Below are 14,496 nucleotides of genomic sequence, written 5' to 3' on the forward strand. Positions count from 1 at the left end.
GATTTCCTCCAGGTCCTCTTCCGTCTTCAGCCAGAGGTCATGCGCCTCGCTCGCCAGATGCAGCCGGATTTCCGGCACATGCGGCGGCGCGGCGATATCCGTGTTTTGAAGGATGAATGTCCGGGGATCAGTCTTCAATTTTTCCGCTTATTGCCTGTCTATGACGGGCCAACGGGCGACAGAAACGACCCACAAGCCAATGATATTGACCAGCGGAACAAATGCGATGACGGTCCACCAGCCTGAAAAGCCCATTCGCCTCAGAATTTTCGCGATTGGCCAACCAAACACTACCAACCAAATAATGACTATCAACCAATGCCAAATGCTGAACGACCCCATTGAAGCCCCCTAAAATCGCTTGGCGTGCAGCAAACACTCCGCACAACCACCACTTTAGGTTAACGCGGCGGATTGTCGAGACCGCCGAGCTTGCAGATTTCGAAATATTCCTCGTCGGTCACCGGCTGCACCGACAGCCGCATCGACGTCACCAGCGACATCTTCTCGAACTTCGGGTTCGCCTTGATGTCCTTCAGCGTCACCGGCGTCGGCACGTCGGTCACGGCGCGGATATCGACGCAATCCCACTTCGGATCGCCCTTGGCGCTCGAATCGGGATGCGACAGCGCACAGACCTCGACGATGCCGACGATCTCCAGCCCGTCATTCGAGTGGTAGAAGAAGCCCTTGTCGCCGATCTTCATGGCCCGCATGTTGTTGCGCGCCAGGTAGTTGCGCACGCCGGTCCATTCGGTGCCCTTTTCGCCCGCCGCCTTCTGCTGTTCCCAGGACCAGGACGACGGTTCGGATTTGTAAAGCCAATATGCCATCTGTCGACTCACTCCGGCTTGTTGAAGACCCAGTTCCAGGCCTTCACTTCGACCTTTTCGAAGAGGCCGGCCAGGTAATAGGGATCGGCCTCGGCGATCAGGCGGGCGGCGGCCATGCCGGCGGCTTCGACGACCACGAGGCTGCCGTTCGGCTTGCCGTCGTCATCGAGGAACGGGCCTGCAAACTTCAGCACACCCTCGGCATTGAGCTTGTTCAGATGCTCCAGATGGGTGGGGCGGGTTTCCATCCGGACGTTCAGATGGCCGGGCTTGTCGGTGCACAGAAACGCAAACAGCATCAGTCTCTCCTTGCATGATCCTATTGGGAAAACGGTCTTATTCGGTGGTGATCGGCCGGGTCATCAGCTGTTCCATGGCCGTCATGATATCGAGCTTGCCGTCGATGATATCGGCCACCGCGTTGGTGACCGGCAGTTCGACCGAAAATTTCTTGCCCAGACGCGCCGCGACGGATGCCGCGAACGCCCCTTCGACCAGCGGTCCGCCGGCCTGAGTGCCCTCGCCCCAGCTACCGCCACTTTGCCCGAGCGCGATGCCGAAACGCAGGTTGCGCGATTGATGGCTGGTGCCGGTCAGCACCAGGTCGCCGAGGCCCGATAAGCCCCGCACCGTATCCGCATTGCCGCCCATCGCCTCGACCAGCCGCGACATTTCCGCAAGACCGCGCGAGATCAGTGCGGCGCGCGCCGATTCGCCGAGCCCGGCGCCTTCGATGATGCCGCAGGCAATCGCCAGCACGTTCTTTAGCGCGCCTCCGAGCTGCACCCCGATCCGGTCGGTGGAAGCATAGAGGCGGAAGGTACGGCTGGAGAGCGCGTTGGCGAGCCGTTCCGCCAATGCCTCATCCCCCGCCGCAATCGCCATCGCCGTCGGTAGGCCGCGGGCGATATCGGCCGCAAAACCCGGCCCCGAAAGCACCGCGACCGGATGATGCGGCAATTCCGCCTCCAGCAGTTCGGTCAGCAACCGGCCGGAAGACTTGTCGATGCCCTTGGCGCAGGTGACGACAACCGCGCCGTCGGCCAGATAAGGACCGTAGTGCCGTGCCGCATCCGCCTGCGCCTGCGAGGGCATGGCGAAGAGCACGAGGCTCGCCTCGCCGATCGCATCCGGCTCGGCGGAAAATTCCAGCGCATCCGGCAGGGGCACGCCGGGAAGGGCCGCATCATGCACCCTGTCGTCGCGCAGATCGCTCATCAGCGAAGGATCGCGACCGATCAGGGTCACCGGGTGCCGGCCTTCCAGCGAAATCACGGTGGCAAGCGCGGTCCCGAAGGCACCGGCGCCGATGACGACGATTTTCTCCGCGCCGCTCATGCCTTGGCTCCTCGCTTGCCGGACCCGAGCAGGGTCTTGGCGTCCTTGTCGAGTGGCCAGCGCGAGCGCGGCGCCACGTCGAGACCGTCGGTCGGCAGATCCTCCGCCATCCTTTCGAGCCCCGCCCAGGCGATCATCGCCGCATTGTCGGTGCAGAGGCGCAGTGGTGGCGCGATGAAGCGGAAACCATTTTCGATGCAGAGCGCCTGCAGCGTCCGGCGGATTTCCTGGTTGGCGGCAACCCCGCCGGCGACGACCAGCGCCCGGTCGACATCGAGATGCGCGAATTCCTGTTTGAAGCGCGCCAGCCCGCGGCCGATGCGGTCGCGCAGCGTCCGGGAAATCGCCTTCTGGAACGAGGCGCAGATATCTGCGACATCCTGCTCGCTGAGCGGCGCGATCTCGGTCGCCGCCTGGCGCACCGCCGTCTTGAGGCCGGAGAAAGAAAAGTCGAGCCGCGCTTCGCCGACCAGCGGCCGCGGCAGCGAGAACCGGTCCGGATTGCCCTTCAGGGCCGCCTTCTCGACAGCCGGCCCGCCGGGATAGGGCAGGCCGAGCAGTTTTGCCGTCTTGTCGAAGGCCTCGCCCAGCGCATCGTCGATCGTCGTGCCCCAGCGCTCGTATTCCCCGACGCCGCGCACCAGAACCAGCTGGGTATGGCCGCCGGACACCAGCAGCATCAGGTAGGGAAAGGAAAGCCCGTCGGTCAGCCGCGCCGTCAGCGCATGACCTTCGAGGTGATTGATCGCCATCAGCGGCTTGCCGGCGGCCCGCGCGATCGCCTTGGCGGTCATCAGTCCGACGATCAGCCCGCCGATCAGGCCCGGGCCGGAGGTTGCGGCGACCGCATCGATCTCGTCGAGCGACACATTGGCGCGGGTGAGCGCTTCCTCGATCAGCCCGTCCAGCGCCTCGACATGCGCGCGCGCGGCAATCTCCGGCACGACGCCGCCATAGGCGCTGTGTTCGTCGAGCTGCGACAGCACGATGTCGGAGAGGATTTCGCCTCGGCCGTCCTCATGGCGCGCGACGACGGAAGCCGCCGTCTCGTCGCAGCTAGTTTCAATGCCGAGGATGCGAAGAAAGGTCGCCATACGCCTATCGATAATTGCGATGCCGGATAAACCGGTCTACGAAAGCCTCCGGTAACAATGGAATGACGCGGATGCAAACAAAACCTTTCCGGATCGGCACGCGCGGCAGCCCGCTGGCGCTCGCACAGGCTTCCGAAACGCGCGCACGGCTGATGACGGCGCATGGCCTGCCGGAGGACATGTTCGAGATCGTCGTGCTGTCGACGACAGGCGACCGCATCACCGACCGGGCGCTGACCGAGCTCGGCGGCAAGGGCCTGTTCACCCAGGAATTGGAGGAAGGGCTGATCTCCGGCGATCTCGATTTCGCCGTCCATTCCTCGAAAGACATGCCGACCAAACTGCCCGATGGCCTGCGTCTCGCCGCCTACCTGCCCCGCGAGGATTTTCGCGATGCGTTTATCGGCCGCACCGCCCATACGCTTGCCGCCCTTCCCGATGGCGCCACCGTCGGCTCCTCGTCGCTGCGCCGCCAGGCGCTGATCCGCCGCATCCGTCCGGACATCGAGGTCATCACCTTCCGCGGCCTCGTCGAAACGCGGCTGCGCAAGCTGAGCGAAGGCCAGGTGGATGCGACCCTGCTTGCCTATGCCGGGCTCAAGCGCCTCGCCAAGCAGGATGTCGTCACCGAACTGCTCGACCCGCAGGACTTTCCCCCGGCACCGGCGCAGGGCGCGATCTGCGTCGAAAGCCGTGTCAGTGACGCCCGCATCGACGCGCTTCTCGACCCGATCAACGACCGCCCGACCTATGACGCGGTCTCCTGCGAACGCGCCTTCCTGGCAGCGCTCGACGGCTCCTGCCGCACCCCGATCGGCGGTTACGCCATCTGCGAGGGCGACCATCTGAAATTCTCAGGGCTGATCCTGACGCCGGATGGCCGCAAGGAACATTCGATAGAGACAGAAGGCAAACGCGCCAATGCGGAAAAGCTTGGCCGCCAGGCCGGCGAAGCCGTCCGTGCGGCGGCCGGCGCCGATTTTTTCGAAGGCTGGTCGTAAAGCGATGCGGGTCGTCGTTACCCGCCCCGAAAACTCGGCCCGGCGCACTGCCGAGCGACTGCAAGACCTTGGCCATCAGCCGGTCCTGCTGCCGCTGACCAGGGCGATCCATCATCCGGAAGTCGCCGAGGCCGCGCTCGCCAGCCCCCATTCCGCGCTGGCCGTCACCAGCGCCGAAGCCCTGCGCGTGCTGTCCGCGTTGGGCGAGCGTCTCATCCCATTTCTCGGCCAAACCCTCTACGCCGTCGGCGAAACAACCGCAAAGGCTGCCGAAGCTGCCGGCTTCCGGAATATTCGCCGCGGGCCCGGCACAGGCGCCGAACTCGCGAAAATCATCGCAAGCGATGCACCTTCGTTCGACGCTCCGCTGCTCTACCTTGCCGGCAGGCCGCGTTCGTCAAAATTTGAAGATGGCCTGCGCGCGGCGGGGGTGCCGTTCGTCACCGCCGAAATCTATGAAATGATACCCATAGCCTACGATGAAGCTCTTATCCGCGGCGCTCTCCTCGATCCGCCGGCGGATGCCGTGCTTCTCTATTCGCGGGAAAATGCCCGGCTTTTCTCCGATTTCGCTGCGCCGCACCTTCAGGAACTCCCGTCCCTGCAGTTCCTGTGCCTCAGCGACAATGTCGCCGAAATCATTCCGCGGGAATTTCATAGAAATATCAAGATCGCCAGCCACCCTGACGAGGATGGGGTATTGGCACTCCTTTAGTCGAGGTGTGGCGCCAAAATCCCGCCCGCCCCTTTCTTTCCTAAGACCCACCCACTAGTTTCCTGTGAGCGCATGCAAAAAGAGGTCGAGATGGTACCGGAACAACCACCCCGCCGATCCAAGACGGACAAGGAGCCGGTCACGATCGACTTGACCGCCGAGCAGTCCGATGTCGTCGCCGAACCCGTCCGCAGCAACGACACCGACGACGTGGTGAGCGCCACGGAGCCCGCCGAAGACGTTTCCGCAACAGCCGAAGAGCCGGCCAAGCCCGAGCCCACGGAAGAAACGGCATCCAGTCCCTCGGCCACAGACGAGCCGCGTTATGACGATCCCTGGTCTGCCGCCGCCCAGAGCGAACCGCAACCCGCAACCGTGGCGCCCGAACCAGAGTCGACACCCGCCCCGCACCATCGCACGAGCCCTGCCACGTCGACGTTGATCGCGGCCGGCATTTTCGGCGGCATCGTCGCGTTGCTGCTGGCCGGCAGCATGCAATATGCCGGTTACCTGCCCGGCGCCACGCCCGCCCCGGCGTCCTCCAACACGGCCGGCCTCTCCTCCGAGATCGCCGCACTGCGCCAGGAAATCGCAGCGCTCAAAAATCGGCCTGCCGCAGCAGCGGCCCCCGATGCCGCGCTCGCCAACCGGGTTGCGGCTCTTGAATCAGCGCCTCGCACGTCGGGCGGTGCCAGCGAACAGGCGCTTGGCGCGCTCAAGGCCGATCTCGACCGGCTCCGCGCCACCGTCCAGTCGGCAACGACCGCCGATTCCGGTCTCGCCCAGCGCCTGGACCAGGCCGAGGCCAAGCTGAACGACCGCGGCCCGGAACAGCAGGTCGCCCGCGCCGTCGCAGCCGCCGCCCTCAAGGCCGGCATCGATCGCGGCGGCCCGTTCGAAACCGAACTGCAGACCTTCGTGACCGTCGCCGGCGACGATCCCGCGGTCGCCGACCTGCAGAAATTCGCGTCCGCCGGCGTGCCCGCACGCGCCGAGCTGCAGCGCGATTTCCCCCGCATTGCCGATGCCATGCTGGAGGCGACCGTCCAGTCGGACCCCAACGAGGGCATTGCCAGCCGGCTGCTTTCCTCCGCCATGTCGGTGGTCAAGGTCCGCCGCGTCGGTGACGTCCAGGGCGAAACGCCGGATGCGATCGTCGCCCGCATGGAAAATGCGCTGCGCAACGGCGATCTCCAGGCCTCCGCCCGCGAATGGGATGCGCTCCCGGAACCGGCAAAGGCGGTTTCGCGCGACTTCAAGCAGAAGCTCGATGCCCGCATTCAGGTGGAAAATCTAGTGGGCGGAACGCTGACGCGCGCCGTCGCCGGCACCCAAGGCTGAGGACGGAAGAACCGGATGGTCAGACTTTTCATTTTTCTCGTTGTGGTGCTGGCTCTCGGCTGGGGTTTCTCCTGGCTTGCGGATCGCCCCGGCCTGATTTCCATCACCTGGCAGGACCACCTGATCGAAACGAGCCTGATGGTGGCCGCAACCGCCATGGTCGCGCTGCTCGGCGCCGCAATGCTCCTCTGGTGGATCGTCGGCGTGATCTGGACCTCGCCCTATTCCGTCCGCCGTTATTTTCGCGCCCGCAAGCGCGACCGCGGTTACCAGGCGCTGTCGACCGGCCTGATCGCCGCCGGCGCCGGCAATGCGCTTCTCGCCCGCAAGATGAGCCTTCGCACCCGCGGCCTGATCAGCGCCGATCAGGAACCCCTGATCCACCTCCTCGAAGCTCAGGCCGCCCTCATCGAAGGCAAGCACGACGAGGCGCGCAAAAAGTTCGAGCAGATGGCCGAGGATCCGGAAACCCGTGAACTGGGCCTGCGCGGTCTCTACATGGAAGCCCGCCGGCTCGGTGCCAACGAGGCCGCCCGCCAATATGCGGAAAAGGCGGTCGAGCATGCGCCCTACCTGCCCTGGGCCGCCCAGGCGACGCTCGAATCCCGCAGCCAGGCTGGCCGCTGGGACGATGCGATCCGCCTGCTCGACCAGCAACGCATGGCCAATATCCTCGAAAAGCCGCAGGCCGAACGCTGGAAGGCCGTGCTTCTGACGGCCAAGGCAAATGATCGGCTGGAGGGCGATCCGAAGGGCGCCCGCGACGATGCCATGGCGGCCTTGAAACTCGCCAAGGATCTCGTGCCCGCCGCCGTCATCGCCGCCAAGGCCTGGCTGCGCGAAGACAATGTCCGCAAGGCGGCATCCACCCTCGAAAGTGTCTGGAAGCTTGGACCGCATCCGGAAATCGCCGGCGCCTATATCCGCGCCCGCAGCGGCGACAGCACCGTGGACCGGCTGAAACGCGCCGAAAAGCTCGAGGCGATGCGCCCCAACAATGTCGAATCGCTGCTGGCCGTCGCCCAGGCCGCACTCGATGCCCAGCAGTTCAAGAAGGCGCGTGCCAAGGCGGAAGCCGCCGCCCGCATGCAGCCGCGCGAGGCCGTCTACCTGCTGCTCGCCGATATCGAGGAAGCCGAAACCGGCGATCAGGGCCGCGTTCGCCACTGGATGGCGCAGGCGTTGCGCGCACCGCGGGACCCCGCCTGGGTCGCCGATGGTTTCGTCTCGGAAAAGTGGCTGCCGCTCTCCCCGGTGACCGGCCGGCTCGATGCCTTCGAGTGGAAGGCGCCGTTCGACCAGCTCGAAGGCCCGGTCGAGGAAGGTTCGCTTGCGGCCGATACCGCGATCGCCAGCCTGCCGCCTGTCACGGTCAGCGAGGCGAAGACCGACACGGCGACAGAAGAGCCCCCCAAGCCTATTCTGGTCGAGGTCAAGCCGGCCCCGCAGGAGGCAAAGCCCCCTCAGAAGGAGTTAGCTGTTGCAGCAAAAACACCAGCCCCGGCGAATGTGACGCCGAAGGACGGAAAATCCCCTGAAAATGAGGAGGAGCCCGTTCCCTTTTTTGGCCGCCCGCCGGATGATCCGGGTGTGAAAGATCCCGATGCCGCGCAGCCCGCAACGAGGCTCCGGCTGTTCTAGAATGGCGAGGGCCTGGAGATAGATGTTAGATCGCATTCAGGCCTTCCTCCAAACTCTGACAGGGTCCCACCATACGCAAGAATTCGCCTCCGATGACCCCCGGGTGGCGTTTGTCGCGCTCTGTTTCCAGGTGATGGAGGCGGATGGAAACGTCTCGCCCCGGGAACAGCAGAAGTTTCGCGACCTGCTGCGCGAACGTTACGACTTGAGCGAAGATCGCCTGAAGGCGTTGATCGAGGTCGGCCATCAGGCCGGCAGCGAGGCGGTTGACTATTACCGCTTCACTTCCGATCTTAGAAAACATCTCGTCGACGAAGAGGACCGCGTCGAGCTTCTCGGCATCCTCTGGGATATCGTTTATGCCGACGGCCAGCGCAGCGAGATCGAAGATCACGTGATCTGGAGGATCGCCGATCTTCTGGGCGTCTCGGCGCGCGACAGGGTTCTGGAGCGCCAGCAGGCCGCCGCCCGTGCAACCGGAGGAGATGAGGGAGGAGACTGAGGACGTTGTTGAAATGCTGATGTTTCCCTCCCGTCATACCCGAAAACTTCCCGTGCTGATCGTGCTGCACCAGGAGCGCTCGTCGCCCGGGCGCGTCGGCCAGATGCTTTCCGACAAGGGTTTCCCTCTCGATATCCGCCGCCCCGTGCTCGGCGATCCCCTGCCGCACACCATGGCCGATCATTCCGGCGCGGTGATCTTCGGCGGGCCGATGAGCGCCAACGATCCGGATCCGTTCGTCAAGACGGAGATCGATTGGATCGGCGTTCCGCTCAGGGAGAACAAGCCCTATCTCGGCATCTGCCTCGGCGCGCAGATGATGGTGCGCCATCTCGGCGGCACGGTCGCCGCGGAGAAAAACGGCCTCACCGAAATCGGCTGGTATCCGCTACGCGCCACCGAACACGGCAGGCTGCTGATGAAATGGCCGAAAATGGCCTATCACTTCCATCGCGAAGGCTTCGACATCCCGCGCGGCGTGCAACTGCTTGCCGAAGGCGACGCCTATCCGAACCAGGCGATCCGCTACGGCGACAATGCCTGGGGCCTGCAATTCCATGCGGAACTGACACGGGCCATGATGCAGCGCTGGGTCGTGCATGGCGCCGAGCGTTTCACCATGCCGAATGCACAGGCCGGCCGCGACCATCTGGAGGGCCGGATGATCTTCGACGCGCCGCTCAAGGAATGGCTCTGGAATTTCCTCGATCTCGTCTTCGAGCCGCAGGCGGGCGGCGAGCAGGCGGGCGGCGAACAGATCGGATACGGCCGGCAACCGGCGCTTCAGGCCGGCTGAACCGATCTCTCTTCCCGGTCCGGCGCATCGAGACTGTCGATCCTGCGCAGCTTCGGGAAGCCCATGGCCCAGATGACTGCGACGGCCAGCGTGCCGATACCGCCGATCACCACGGCCGGCACGGCGCCGAAGATCGACGCCATCGTACCCGCGCGGAACTCCCCGAGCTCGTTGGACGCTCCGACGAACACCATGTTGACCGCGTTGACCCGGCCGCGCACCTCGTCCGGCGTCCAGAGCGCGATCAGCGTCTCGCGCACATAGACCGAGATCATGTCGGACGCTCCCATCAGCATCAGCGCCGAGATCGACAGCCATGGCGTCACTGAGAGACCGAAGACCAGCGTGCCGATGCCGAACAGCCCGACGCCGATGAACATCGCCAGACCGGCATGGTGGCGGATCGGATAGAAGGCGAGGTAGATCGCGACGACGATCGCCCCGACGCCCGGTGCTGCCCGCAGCATGCCGAGGCCCCAGGGGCCGAGTTCGAGAATGTCGCGCGCAAAGATCGGCATCAGCGCGACCGCGCCGCCGAGAAGGACCGCGAAGAGATCGAGCGAGATCGCTCCGAGCACGATCTTTTCCCGCGAGATGAAGTGGAAACCAGCCAGGATCTGGCCCCAGCTCACCTTTTCCGCAGCGTTGCGCTGCGGAGGCTTCGGGATCATGAACACCAGGGCGGCGGCGAGGATGAGGAAGACCAGTGCGACCGAATAGGCGGAAATCGCGCTGATGCCGTAAAGCAGGCCGCCGGCAACCGGGCCGAGGATCGCCGCCGTCTGCCAGGACGAGGAATTCCAGGCGACTGCGTTCGGCAGGTCCTGTTCCGGCACCAGGTTGGGACCGAGCGACTGGACCGCCGGCCCCATGAAGGCCCGTTCGATCCCGAACACGATCAGGATGCCGAACACCGGCCAGGGCGAAAACGAATGGGTGACGGTGAGAGCCAGAAGGGCGCCGGCGCAGAGCGCTCCGACCACCATGCAGATCGCCATGATCGCGCGTCGGTTATAACGGTCGGCGACCGAACCGGTGACGAGGATCAGGAGCAGCGACGGCAGGAACTGGAAAAGGCCGATCAGGCCGAGATAGAGCGGATTGCTGGTCTCGTCGTACATCTGCCAGCCGACCGCGACGCTGATGATCTGGATCGCAAAAGCCGAGAAAAGTCGGGAAAAGAAGAAGCGAGTATAAGATGAGTGCCGGAAGGCGGCGAAACGATCGCCCGAGGCAGAAATGGACATGAGGCAACACTTTCAGCGGAGCCGGAGGCCGGCAGCGTGCCCGTCGCCCGTTAAACATGAATCGGATGAGGCGCGGGCGCGGCACTTGCCCGTTAGTTCGCCAATGTCTACATGTCTGTCAACAAAGAAATGGAGACGTTAATGCTCGCCCTGTTTCAGACCATCGACTTGGCCTTGAACCTCTATACCTGGGTGCTGATCGCCAGCGCCATCTTCTCGTGGCTCTATGCCTTCAACGTCATCAATTCGAGAAACCAGTTCGTCGATGCGATCGGCCGTTTCCTCTTCGCCGTCACCGAACCGGCGCTGCGTCCCATCCGTCGCATCATGCCGGACCTCGGCGGCATCGATATCTCGCCCGTCATCCTGCTCCTGATCATCTTCTTCATTCGCTCGCTGATGTGGACGTCGATCTATCCGCTGGTTGCGTGAGCGGCGCCTACAGCAAACATTCCGACCATCTGCGGCTCGCAGTCCGGCTTACGCCGAATTCGGGCCGCAATGCTGTCGAGGGCATTGAGACCGCCGCCGATGGCGAGGTGTTCCTGAAGGCACGCGTCACCGCCGTGCCGGAGGACGGCAAGGCCAACAAGGCGCTGATCCTGCTGCTGGCCGACACGTTCCGCCTTCCCAAATCCTCCATTTCGATCCTGTCGGGCGAAACCGCGCGTAAAAAAATCCTCCGGATCGATGGCGACCCGGAGGATCTGGAAGAGAAATTCAAAAAGGTCCTGAAGGCCTGACGGCTTACTTCTGGGCCTTGTAGCGCTCGATGGCTTCGATGATCAGCATCTTTGCCACGTCGACATTCTGCCAGCCGCCGATCTTCACCCATTTGCCGGGCTCCAGATCCTTGTAGTGCTCGAAGAAGTGCTCGATCTGCTTCAGCGTGATCTCGGGCATGTCGGTGTAGTTCTTGATCTTGTCGTAGCGCTGGGTCAGCTTCGGAACCGGCACGGCGATGATCTTCTCGTCCTTGCCGCCGTCGTCTTCCATGATCATCACGCCGATCGGGCGCACGTTGATGACGCAGCCCGGAACCAGCGGACGGGTGTTGCAGATGAGGACGTCGATCGGGTCGCCGTCTTCCGAGAGCGTGTGCGGTACGAAGCCGTAATTGCCCGGATAGGTCATCGGCGTGTAGAGGAAGCGGTCGACGACGAGAGCGCCGGCTTCCTTGTCCATTTCGTACTTGATCGGCTGGCCGCCGACCGGCACTTCAACGATGACGTTGACGTCTTCAGGCGGATTCTTGCCAACGGAAATTGCATCGATACGCATTCTGGTCCCCGATGAGGTTCAACAAAGTTAAGCGTCGATAGCGGGAATCATGCTGCAAGGCAACAAGGCTTTGACGCCAATGTTGAACCGCACTGCGCGCCGCAACATGAGAAATCGTTCAAATTCAGGGTGTTGAAGGCCGACCGTTCAGGACCAGACGAAACCGATCTTGCGAAGCTGAGTGCCGCCAAAATCCTCCATGCCTTCGGCAAGGTCCACACCGCCGTGCCGGCGGAAGAAACGCGCCGCATGCTCGCTGTCCTCCAGGCACCAGACGACGAGACCTTCGCAGCCGAGCGACTTCAGGAGCCGGCGGCTTTCGCCGAACAGGCGGCGGCCAAGGCCGATGCCCTGAAATTCGGGACGAAGATAGATCTCGTAGACCTCGCCGTCATAAGGCAGGGCACGGGCCCGGTTGAGGCCGATCGTGGCGTAACCGGCGACCTGGTCGGCGACATCGAGCACCAGCAGCGTTGCAGGACCGCGGGTCGCCTTGCGCCACCATGCCTCGCCGCGACGCTCCAGCATCTGGGTCAGCGGCTTGTGGGGAATGAGGCCTGCATAGGCTTGGGTCCATGCCTGGCGGTGCGCCTCGGAAATGGCGCGAGCGTCTTGCGGTTCGGCCCGCCGGACATCGATCGATAACGTTTTCATAACGTTTACTCTAGGCCCTGATGCTGGCAATCCGCCATTCCACCAATGTGTGTAGAGCGGATTGCCCACAGACTTCTCATGTGGACGACGCGGCAACGTTAACGTGTTTTTAACCTTTGCGACAAGGGCGGCCGGGTCTCAGGCACAGAAAAAAACCCGGCATTTCTGCCGGGTTTTGAAAGGCTCAGAGCATGCTGTCGAAATCAGGCGATTTTCGCCTTGCCGAAGCGCTTGCGGTCGTTGGCGTCGAGATAGGTCTTGCGCAGCCGGATGTTCTTCGGCGTCACTTCCATCAGCTCGTCGTCCTGGATCCAGGACAGCGCACGATCGAGCGTCATGCGGATCGGCGGGGTCAGCCTGACGGCTTCGTCCTTGCCGGCCGAACGGATGTTGGTCAGCTGCTTGCCCTTGAGGACATTGACCTCAAGGTCGTTGTCTCTGCTGTGAATGCCGATGATCATGCCCATATAGACCTTTTCGCCCGGCTCGATGATCATCGGGCCACGGTCTTCCAGGTTGAACATCGCATAGGCAACGGCCTCGCCGGCCTGGTTGGACAGAAGCACGCCGTTGGTGCGGCCGCCGATCTCGCCCTTGTAGGGCTGGTAGTCGTGGAACAGGCGGTTCATGATCGCCGTGCCGCGGGTATCAGTCAGAAGTTCCGACTGGTAGCCGATCAGGCCGCGGGTCGGCGCGAAAAATACCAGGCGAACGCGGCTGCCGCCGGACGGACGCAGCTCGGCCATTTCGGCCTTGCGCTCGGACATCTTCTGCACGACGACGCCGGAATGCTCCTCATCGACGTCGATGACGACTTCCTCGATCGGCTCCATCAGCGTGCCGTCCTCGGACTTGTGCATGACGACGCGCGGACGCGACACGGCAAGCTCAAAGCCTTCGCGGCGCATGGTTTCGATCAGGACGGCGAGCTGCAATTCGCCACGGCCGGAAACGTAGAACGAATCCTTGCCCTCGGCTTCCTCGATCTTCAGCGCGACATTGCCTTCGGCTTCCTTGAACAGGCGGTCGCGGATGACGCGGCTCGTCACCTTGTCGCCTTCGGTACCGGCAAGCGGGCTGTCGTTGACGAGGAAGGACATGGTAACGGTCGGCGGGTCGATCGGCTGCGCATGCAGCGCCTCGGTGACCGAGGGATCGCAGAACGTGTCGGCGACAGTGCCCTTTGAGAGGCCGGCGATGGCGACGATATCGCCCGCATGCGCCTCGTCGATCGGCGTACGTTCGATGCCGCGGAAGGCGAGGATCTTGGAGATACGGCCGGTTTCGACCGTCTTGCCGTCCTGGGAGAGCACCTTGACGGGCTGGTTCGGCTTGATCGAGCCGGAATGGATACGGCCGGTGATGATGCGGCCGAGGAAAGGGTTGGCTTCGAGCAGCGTGCCGATCATGCGGAACGCGCCGTCTTCTTCACCGACGCTCGGCTCGGGAACGTGCTTCAGCACCAGGTCGAGAAGCGGGGCAAGACCCTCATCCTTCGGGCCTTCGGGATTGACGTTCATCCAGCCATCGCGACCGGAACCGTAGAGGATCGGGAAATCAAGCTGCTCGTCGGTGGCGTCGAGATTGGCGAACAGGTCGAAGACTTCGTTGATGACTTCTTCGTGGCGGCCGTCCGGACGGTCGATCTTGTTGATCGCGACGATCGGGCGAAGGCCGACCTTCAGCGCCTTGCCGACCACGAACTTGGTCTGCGGCATCGGGCCTTCGGAGGAGTCGACGAGAACGATCGCGCCGTCCACCATCGACAGGATGCGCTCGACTTCGCCGCCGAAGTCGGCGTGGCCGGGGGTGTCGACGATGTTGACGCGAACGCCCTTCCACTCGATCGAGGTCGCCTTGGCAAGGATGGTGATGCCACGTTCTTTTTCGAGATCGTTGCTGTCCATCATGCGCTCGGTGGTGCGCTGGTTGTCACGGAACGAGCCGGACTGCTTCAGGAGTTCGTCGACAAGAGTGGTCTTCCCATGGTCGACGTGTGCGATGATCGCGATATTTCGCATTTTCATGTTTTGAATCTCTGAGCTCTTGGCGC

16 protein-coding genes and 1 pseudogene are annotated in these 14,496 nt (G+C 63.5%); 8 read left to right on the top strand and 9 right to left on the bottom strand.

What is annotated here, in order from left to right; translation table 11 throughout:
* The 5 genes and pseudogenes from C5J22_RS31835 to tsaD all read right to left on the bottom strand — a co-directional run.
* Positions 1-138 (bottom strand): annotated as a pseudogene (locus C5J22_RS31835) (methyltransferase); the annotation flags it as partial.
* Positions 139-401: 263 nt separating this feature from the next.
* Positions 402-833, bottom strand: a complete 432-nt coding sequence (locus C5J22_RS29230) for an EVE domain-containing protein (protein WP_105441117.1) — start codon at positions 831-833, stop codon at positions 402-404.
* A gap of 8 nt (positions 834-841) precedes the next feature.
* A complete protein-coding gene (locus tag C5J22_RS29235; RefSeq protein ID WP_105441118.1) occupies positions 842-1,132 on the bottom strand; it encodes a YciI-like protein in 291 nt (96 codons plus the stop codon).
* A 37-nt stretch (positions 1,133-1,169) separates the two neighbouring features.
* Positions 1,170-2,171, bottom strand: a complete 1,002-nt coding sequence (locus C5J22_RS29240) for an NAD(P)H-dependent glycerol-3-phosphate dehydrogenase (protein ID WP_105441119.1) — start codon at positions 2,169-2,171, stop codon at positions 1,170-1,172.
* A complete protein-coding gene (tsaD, locus tag C5J22_RS29245) occupies positions 2,168-3,265 on the bottom strand; it encodes a tRNA (adenosine(37)-N6)-threonylcarbamoyltransferase complex transferase subunit TsaD (RefSeq protein ID WP_105441120.1) in 1,098 nt (365 codons plus the stop codon). The genes C5J22_RS29240 and tsaD overlap by 4 nt, the downstream gene beginning before the upstream one ends.
* A gap of 71 nt (positions 3,266-3,336) precedes the next feature.
* Between tsaD and hemC the strand changes: the two genes are divergently transcribed.
* The 6 genes from hemC (at position 3,337) to C5J22_RS29275 (ending at position 9,261) form a co-directional block, all read left to right on the top strand.
* On the top strand, positions 3,337-4,266 hold the full coding sequence (gene hemC, locus C5J22_RS29250; protein WP_105441143.1) for a hydroxymethylbilane synthase: 930 nt from the start codon (positions 3,337-3,339) through the stop codon (positions 4,264-4,266).
* Positions 4,267-4,270: 4 nt separating this feature from the next.
* A complete protein-coding gene (locus C5J22_RS29255) occupies positions 4,271-4,981 on the top strand; it encodes a uroporphyrinogen-III synthase (protein WP_172746819.1) in 711 nt (236 codons plus the stop codon).
* A gap of 90 nt (positions 4,982-5,071) precedes the next feature.
* On the top strand, positions 5,072-6,322 hold the full coding sequence (locus C5J22_RS29260) for a COG4223 family protein (RefSeq protein ID WP_105441122.1): 1,251 nt from the start codon (positions 5,072-5,074) through the stop codon (positions 6,320-6,322).
* Between the two features lie 15 nt (positions 6,323-6,337).
* The gene (locus C5J22_RS29265) at positions 6,338-7,963 is read left to right on the top strand and encodes a heme biosynthesis protein HemY (protein ID WP_105441123.1); all 1,626 of its coding nucleotides are present in this window, start codon (positions 6,338-6,340) and stop codon (positions 7,961-7,963) included.
* A gap of 22 nt (positions 7,964-7,985) precedes the next feature.
* Positions 7,986-8,465 (top strand): TerB family tellurite resistance protein, encoded by a 480-nt coding sequence (locus C5J22_RS29270; RefSeq protein WP_105441124.1) that lies wholly within the window; start codon positions 7,986-7,988, stop codon positions 8,463-8,465.
* Positions 8,466-8,478: 13 nt separating this feature from the next.
* Entirely contained in the window at positions 8,479-9,261 is a 783-nt protein-coding gene (locus C5J22_RS29275; protein ID WP_371412683.1) for a glutamine amidotransferase, read from the top strand.
* Here C5J22_RS29275 and C5J22_RS29280 read toward each other — a convergent pair.
* A complete protein-coding gene (locus C5J22_RS29280) occupies positions 9,249-10,508 on the bottom strand; it encodes an MFS transporter (RefSeq protein ID WP_105441125.1) in 1,260 nt (419 codons plus the stop codon). The two genes, C5J22_RS29275 and C5J22_RS29280, sit on opposite strands and share 13 nt — an antisense overlap.
* Before the next feature lie 141 nt (positions 10,509-10,649).
* Between C5J22_RS29280 and C5J22_RS29285 the strand changes: the two genes are divergently transcribed.
* A complete protein-coding gene (locus C5J22_RS29285) occupies positions 10,650-10,940 on the top strand; it encodes a YggT family protein (protein ID WP_037081547.1) in 291 nt (96 codons plus the stop codon).
* Positions 10,937-11,251: a DUF167 domain-containing protein gene (locus C5J22_RS29290; protein WP_105441126.1), complete on the top strand. Its 315-nt coding sequence runs from the start codon at positions 10,937-10,939 to the stop codon at positions 11,249-11,251. The genes C5J22_RS29285 and C5J22_RS29290 overlap by 4 nt, the downstream gene beginning before the upstream one ends.
* Before the next feature lie 4 nt (positions 11,252-11,255).
* Here the strand turns inward: C5J22_RS29290 and ppa are convergent, their stop codons facing one another.
* The 3 genes from ppa to typA form a co-directional block, all read right to left on the bottom strand.
* The gene (gene ppa, locus C5J22_RS29295) at positions 11,256-11,789 is read right to left on the bottom strand and encodes an inorganic diphosphatase (RefSeq protein WP_105441127.1); all 534 of its coding nucleotides are present in this window, start codon (positions 11,787-11,789) and stop codon (positions 11,256-11,258) included.
* Positions 11,790-11,936: 147 nt separating this feature from the next.
* Complete coding sequence (locus C5J22_RS29300) at positions 11,937-12,443, bottom strand: GNAT family N-acetyltransferase (protein WP_037081530.1); 507 nt, start codon at positions 12,441-12,443, stop codon at positions 11,937-11,939.
* A gap of 203 nt (positions 12,444-12,646) precedes the next feature.
* On the bottom strand, positions 12,647-14,470 hold the full coding sequence (gene typA / locus C5J22_RS29305) for a translational GTPase TypA (protein ID WP_046637467.1): 1,824 nt from the start codon (positions 14,468-14,470) through the stop codon (positions 12,647-12,649).
* Positions 14,471-14,496: the final 26 nt, after the last annotated feature.

This window comes from Neorhizobium sp. T25_13, from assembly GCF_002968675.1.
Taxonomy (GTDB): domain Bacteria; phylum Pseudomonadota; class Alphaproteobacteria; order Rhizobiales; family Rhizobiaceae; genus Neorhizobium; species Neorhizobium tomejilense.